This window comes from Spongiactinospora gelatinilytica (assembly GCF_003236385.1).
Taxonomy (GTDB): domain Bacteria; phylum Actinomycetota; class Actinomycetes; order Streptosporangiales; family Streptosporangiaceae; genus Spongiactinospora; species Spongiactinospora gelatinilytica.
On record NZ_POUA01000044.1, the window covers coordinates 24,147 to 30,344 of the forward strand.

A 6,198-nucleotide genomic window follows, 5' to 3' on the forward strand; every position below is an offset into this window, starting at 1 on the left:
CGTGGCAGAAGAGAACGCACCCTCATACGAGAAGGCCCGCGAGGAGCTGACCGAGGTGGTCCGCCGCCTTGAGGCGGGCGGGCTGACCCTGGAGCAGTCGATCGAGCTGTGGGAGCGCGGCGAGAAGCTGGCCGCGCTGTGCGAGGAGTGGCTACAGGGGGCCCGGGTGAAGCTCGCCGCCGCGATGGCCCAGCGCAGGCAGCCCGACGCCGACGACTCGCCCTTTTGAGCCCTGCTGAGCGGGCGGCCACAGGCTACGCGGCGGGCTGGGGCTTGAGGCTGGCGGCCAGTGCGGTGAGTTCGGGCCAGTCGGCGGTACCGGTCACCACGATGGTCGCGTCCGGCAGCACCCGCACCAGCGAGCGCTGCTTCTTGTCCGGCCGGAAGCGGCGCTCCCAGGTCGCCTCGCCGACCTGCTGGGTGCCCTCCGACCTGGCGATGCCCGCCATCCGGTCGGCGAACTCCGCGAGCGGCTTCTCATCGCTCTGCGCCAGCATCACGTGCGCGCGCGAGGCGGTGGCGAAGCCCAGCCGCCAGGTCACCGTGCCCTTGCTCGGGACCATGCGCGAACTCGTGGGAATCCAGCCCTTCGGCGCGGCGGCAGGAGCCCACACCTGGTAGGACGCGGTACGGCGGGCGTTGGACAGGTCGATCGTGTAGTCCACCTGGGGGATGTGCTCCGACCGCCCGGTCGGCGTGATCAGCAGGAAGATGCCGACCATCCCCAAGCACACGACGACGGCGAACACGTATCCGTAGAATCCCTGGGCGAAACGCTGCACAGTTGGCGAGATTACCCGCTGCGGGGCGCGGTCTCGTTCCCGACCGGCCCTGGATGGCCTGGGGTTAGCGGGTCATGGCCTGGAGATGGCCTCCACGATGGCCAGTACCTCGTCCGACAGCCGGCGCGAGGCGTCCTCGTCGTCGGACAGCGAGACCTCCGACACCGCCATCGCCAGCGCGCCGGTGAGCACCACGACCAGCGCCCGCTCGTCCGGCTCGAACAGCGCCGCGTTGCGCTCGGTCCACTTGCGCAGTCGTTCCCGCATGATCACATCGAAGCCGGGCGGTCCGTCGCCGCGCAGGAACAGCGCCGACAGCTCCCGCTCGGCTAAGCACCCGGCCAGGTAGGCGCTCGCCCCGGCGGTGAACAGCCGCATCGGGTCGTCCACGCCCGCGGCCCGCGCGCTTTGGACGGCCTGTCTGGTCCGCTGGGTCTGCCGGGTCTGGAACTCCTCGAACAGCGTGAGGTACAGGTCGGCCTTACCCGAAAAATGGTGGTAAAGACTGCCGACGCTCGTGCCCGCCCGCGCGACGACCTCGGTGACCGCGGCCTCGGCGAAGCCGCTGGTGATGAACAGTGCTCTGGCGGCTTCGAGTATCGCGCCGCGCGTCGCCGCGCCCCTTTCCGAGGTGCGTACCGTCACGCCGGTCACCGGCCGTTCGTCGTCGTCGCTCATGGTGGCGCCATTATCCTCCGCCGGTCGCCGGAAGGCAGCCAACTACGATCGAGGCAGTTGCCGGGAATGGTGCTAACACAGGAGGGTTCGCCGGAATGTCCGAACAAACACCTCAAACGCCCGTACCATCCGCACTCGCCACGGGCGAGCACGCGCCCGACCGCAACCTCGCCTTGGAACTGGTCCGCGTCACCGAGGCCGCCGCCATGGCGGCGGCCCGCTGGGTGGGGCGCGGCGACAAGAACGGTGCGGACGGCGCCGCCGTCAACGCGATGCGCCAGCTCATCAACACCGTGTCCATGGACGGTGTCGTGGTGATCGGCGAGGGCGAGAAGGACAACGCGCCCATGCTCTTCAACGGCGAGCGGGTGGGCGTCGGCAGCGGCCCGGAGTGCGACGTGGCCGTGGACCCGATCGACGGCACCCGGCTGACGGCCCTGGGCATGCCGAACGCCATCTCGGTGATCGCGGTCAGCGAACGCGGGTCAATGTACGACCCTTCGGCGGTCTTCTACATGGAAAAGCTGGTCACGGGGCCGGAGGCGGCGGCCGTGGTGGACATCAACGCGCCGGTGGCGGACAACATCGCCGCCGTGGCGCGGGCGAAGGGCGCCAGCCCATCCGACGTCACGGTGGTCATCTTGGACCGTCCGCGGCACGAGCGGATCGTCAAGGAGATCAGGGAGACCGGGGCGCGGATCAAGTTCATCACCGACGGCGACGTGGCCGGGGCGATCATGGCGGCCCGGCCGGGCACCGGCATCGACCTGATGCTGGGCGTCGGCGGCACCCCGGAGGGCATCATCGCGGCCTGCGCGCTCAAGTGCCTGGGCGGGGTGATCCAGGGCAAACTGTGGCCCAAGGACGACGCCGAACGACGCCGGGCCCTGGACGCCGGGCACGACCTCGACGCCGTGCTCACCACCGATGACCTGGTCCGTTCCGACGACGTGTTCTTCGCCGCCTCGGGGATCACCGACGGAGAACTGATGGGCGGCGTCCGCTACCAGGGCGGCGCGGCGGTCACCCATTCGCTGGTGATGCGCGGCCGTTCGGGCACGGTACGCAAGATCGAGAGCGAGCACCGGCTGTGGAAGCTGCGCGCCTACAGCGCGATCAACTTTGACACGGCGGGCTGATCCGTACTGGTCACCTGCGTCTCACCTGCGTCCGCGGCGGCGGCGCGGGGGCTCCTTCACCTTGACCTCGCCCAGGAAGTTCTGGGTGCGGACCTCGATGACAGGAGCGTCGGGGGCGGCCGGGTTGCGGGTCAGGGTGACCGTCTTGTCCTTGGTCACCCGGATCACCTCGACCCCCTCGGGGACGTGGATCTCCAGCCCGCCGAACACCAGCGTGGCGTTGATGATCACCCGGCGGCTCTGCATGATCGCGTCGCGCAGGTCGAGTTTGGTGGTGCCGAACATCGCCGTCACCGGTAGTTCGGCGGGCACCACCCAGCGGCCCTCGCGGTTCTCCTTCTTGAAGATCGCCGCCACCTGCCCGCCGTCCAGCCTCAGCGGTTGCCGGTCGGCGGGCAGCAGGTCGGCCGTGACGCCCGCGAGGTCGCCCAGCGTGCGGGCCTTGTAGACGACGTCGAGCCGTTCCTCGAACTCGGCCATGCCGAGCCGTCCGTCACTCAGCGCCTCGCGCAGCACCTCGGCGATGCGCTCGCGGTCGGCGTCGGACGCGCGCATCTCGTGCGGGGCGGGCGTCCGGGTGGAGCCACTGGCGCCGGCCGTACCGGACGCGCCTTCGCGCGCACGTCGAACGGCGTGCCACTCCTCGGCGAGCCGCTCTCCGACCTCGGACAGACGAGGGAGCCAGGCCCCCGGACGTTCTTCCATACTTCGACAATAAGCCCCGTACGCCCGGTAAGGGCGTAGCAGACTCCTTGGGCGCCCTCGGCCGTCACGGAAAGTTATGTCATGAATTTCGTAAAAGCTGGCGTACCAAACCACTCAAAGATCACGTTCTTCGCCGATTGGCGCTCGACTGCCGAAAAAGCGTTTGAAAAAATGTCGGGGAAAACCTCTACAGTTGGTTACATGGGCACCCTCCGCGCACCGCTCGCGCCCGATCCACGGACCGCTTCCGCCCCGGCCATCCGCATCGCCGGCGCGGTCAAGCGGTACGGCGACGTGACCGCCGTAGACCACCTCGATCTCGACGTCCCCACCGGCATCTGCCTCGGCCTGCTCGGTCCCAACGGCGCGGGCAAATCCACCACGATGCGCCTGCTCACCGCCCAGTCCAGGGCCGACGAGGGCCAGATCACCGTGCTCGGGCTGAGCCTGCCGAAGATGTCCAAGCAGGCCCGCGCGCTGATGGGCGTGGTCCCGCAGATGGACAACCTCGACGAGGAGCTGACCGTCCGGGAAAACCTGGAGGTGTTCGCCCACCTCTACCGGGTGCCCAAGGCCGAGCGCCGAGACGCCGTGCGGCGCGCGGTCGCGTTGGCCCAGCTCACCGACCGCGTCGATACCAAGACGGTCAACCTCTCCGGAGGCATGCGCCGCCGCCTGCTGATCGCGCGCGGCCTGGTTCACGCGCCGCGCCTGGTCCTGCTCGACGAGCCCACCGTCGGGCTCGACCCGCAGGTGCGCCAGGAGCTGTGGGCGCTGGTGGCCCGCCTGCGCGACGAGGGCGTGACCACGCTGATGTCCACCCACTACATCGAGGAGGCCGAGCGGCTGGCCGACGAGTGCGCGCTGATGTCGCACGGCCGGGTGGTGGCCAGGGGCACCCCGGAAAAACTGATCGCCGAGCACGCCGGGGCCGAGGTCCACGAGCACTACGGCCCGCCGGAGCGGCTGGCCGGGCTTGAGGAGATCGCCCGCGAGGCGGGCTTCCCGACCCGCCGTACCGGCCCTTCGGTGTCGGTGCTCCAGGCCGAGCGGCTGCCAGAGGCCGTCGCCGACCGGCTGGGCGCGCTCAGCATCAAACGTCCGGCCAACCTCGAAGACGTGTTCGTGGTCCTCACCGGGGAGTCCGTCGAATGAGCACGACCCAGACGAGCATGACCCGCTCCGCCCGTGGTCGCCTCGGCCTGTTCGAGTGGGCTCCGGTCCGCGCGGTGTGGCGCAGGGAGTTCGCCCTCTACCGGCGCTACTGGCCGTCCACGTCGTTCGCCGCGATGGTCGAGCCGACGATCTACCTGCTGGCGTTCGGCTACGGCTTCGGCTCCATCATCGGCACCCTGTACGGCTACGCCTACCGCGACTTCGTCGCCACCGGCGTGGTCTCCACGGCCGTGCTGTTCATCGGCGCGTTCGGCGGGATGTTCAACACCTTCATCCGGCGCACCTTCCAGCACACCTACGACGCGATGCTGGCCGCCCCGGTCGATGTCCACGAGCTGGTCACCGCCGAGGCGTCCTGGCTGGCCGCCAAGGCCGGGGTGTACGGCTGCGCGCCCCTGCTGGTCGGCATGGCCTTCGGCCTCGACCCGAGCTGGGGGATGCTGCTGGTGCCGCTGATCGGCTTTTTGACCGGGCTGGCGTTCGCGCTGTTCGGCATGTGGGTCTCGGCGATCGTGCCGTCCATCAACACCTTCGACTACATCATCACCGGCGCGCTGACCCCGATGTTCCTGGTCGCGGGCACGTTCTTCCCGATCGGCCAGTTGCCGGGGTGGGCGGCCACAGTGGCGCAGTTCAACCCGCTCTACCACTGCGTCGAGCTGGTCCGGGGCGCGGTCTTCGGCAGGCTCGGCCTCGACTCGCTGCTCCACGTCGGGGTCCTGGCCGTCTTCGCCGCCGTGATGTGGTGCCTGGCCCTGTGGAAGATGCGAGCCCGGCTCATCGACTGAGTGCAATTCGGAGGGCAATTCCCGGCTGCGAGCGAAATGACGAAAAAGCCCGTGGCCGGGACAATTCAATGGCCGACATCGTGAAGTACGGTGCCATCTTCGTGTCGGGTCTCGGGCGGGTCTACGCTGAGCACGGGCCACTATGACCGCCGACCACACGGAGTGACGTCGTGAGCGACCATCGCGCGCCCGAGTTCCCGCAGATCGGTGAATACCGGATCTCGGCTCGGCTGGGAGAGGGCGGTCAGGGCACGGTCTACCTGGGCGAGTCCGCCGCCGGGGGCCGGGTGGCGATCAAGGTCCTCAAATCCTGGCTCGCGGGCGACGACGAGACCAGGCGGCGGTTCCAGCGCGAGGCGGAGGTCGCGGCGAGCGTCGCGACCTTCTGCACCGCCAAGGTCATCGGTACGGGGCTGGTCGGCGGCCGGCCGTACATCGTCAGCGAGTACGTCCCGGGGCCGTCGCTGGAGCGGTTCGTCAAGACCGAGGGCCCGCGCACCGGCAGCGGCCTCGAACGCCTGGCGGTGGCCACGCTCACCGCGCTCGCCTCGATCCACGCGGCCGGGGTGCTGCACCGCGACTTCAAGCCGGGCAACGTGATCCTCGGCCCCGAGGGCCCGGTGGTGATCGACTTCGGCATCGCCCGCGCGTCCGGCCACACGACCAGCACCAGGGGCTTGATGGGCACGCCGTCGTTCATGTCCCCCGAACAACTGACCGGCCTGCCCGTGTCCCCGGCATCCGACCTGTTCTCCTGGGCGGGCACCATGGTCTACGCGGCGACCGGGCGCACCGCCTTCCCGGGTTTGGGGATACCCGCCATCCTGCACGCCATCGCGTACGACGAGGCGCACCTCACCGGCGTCCCTGACCGCCTGCTCCCGCTGGTCGCCGCCTGCCTGGCCAAACACCCCGCGGCCCGCCCAACGG

General features: G+C 69.7%; 8 protein-coding genes. 5 read left to right on the forward strand and 3 right to left on the reverse strand.

What is annotated here, in order from left to right; all coding sequences use genetic code 11:
* The first annotated feature begins 1 nt into the window (after position 1).
* The gene (locus C1I98_RS08670; RefSeq protein WP_111166552.1) at positions 2 to 229 is read left to right on the forward strand and encodes an exodeoxyribonuclease VII small subunit; all 228 of its coding nucleotides are present in this window, start codon (positions 2 to 4) and stop codon (positions 227 to 229) included.
* A 25-nt stretch (positions 230 to 254) separates the two neighbouring features.
* Here C1I98_RS08670 and C1I98_RS08675 read toward each other — a convergent pair whose 3' ends face one another.
* Both C1I98_RS08675 and C1I98_RS08680 read right to left on the reverse strand, forming a co-directional pair.
* A complete protein-coding gene (locus tag C1I98_RS08675) occupies positions 255 to 782 on the reverse strand; it encodes a DUF4245 domain-containing protein (protein WP_111166553.1) in 528 nt (175 codons plus the stop codon).
* Positions 783 to 854: 72 nt separating this feature from the next.
* A complete protein-coding gene (locus tag C1I98_RS08680; protein WP_111166554.1) occupies positions 855 to 1,460 on the reverse strand; it encodes a TetR/AcrR family transcriptional regulator in 606 nt (201 codons plus the stop codon).
* Between the two features lie 95 nt (positions 1,461 to 1,555).
* Between C1I98_RS08680 and glpX the strand changes: the two genes are divergently transcribed.
* Positions 1,556 to 2,599 (forward strand): class II fructose-bisphosphatase, encoded by a 1,044-nt coding sequence (glpX, locus tag C1I98_RS08685; RefSeq protein ID WP_111166555.1) that lies wholly within the window; start codon positions 1,556 to 1,558, stop codon positions 2,597 to 2,599.
* Positions 2,600 to 2,620: 21 nt separating this feature from the next.
* On the opposite strand, the gene C1I98_RS08690 is transcribed toward glpX, so the two are convergent.
* Entirely contained in the window at positions 2,621 to 3,304 is a 684-nt protein-coding gene (locus C1I98_RS08690; protein ID WP_111166556.1) for a DUF1707 SHOCT-like domain-containing protein, read from the reverse strand.
* Positions 3,305 to 3,505: 201 nt separating this feature from the next.
* Between C1I98_RS08690 and C1I98_RS08695 the strand changes: the two genes are divergently transcribed.
* From C1I98_RS08695 to C1I98_RS08705, 3 genes are all read left to right on the forward strand, one after another.
* Positions 3,506 to 4,459: an ABC transporter ATP-binding protein gene (locus C1I98_RS08695; RefSeq protein ID WP_111166557.1), complete on the forward strand. Its 954-nt coding sequence runs from the start codon at positions 3,506 to 3,508 to the stop codon at positions 4,457 to 4,459.
* Positions 4,456 to 5,268, forward strand: a complete 813-nt coding sequence (locus C1I98_RS08700; RefSeq protein WP_199536813.1) for an ABC transporter permease — start codon at positions 4,456 to 4,458, stop codon at positions 5,266 to 5,268. Before C1I98_RS08695 ends, C1I98_RS08700 begins: the two co-directional genes overlap by 4 nt.
* 170 nt (positions 5,269 to 5,438) lie before the next feature.
* The coding region (locus C1I98_RS08705; protein WP_146607342.1) for a serine/threonine-protein kinase at positions 5,439 to 6,198 on the forward strand (760 nt) is incomplete at its 3' end.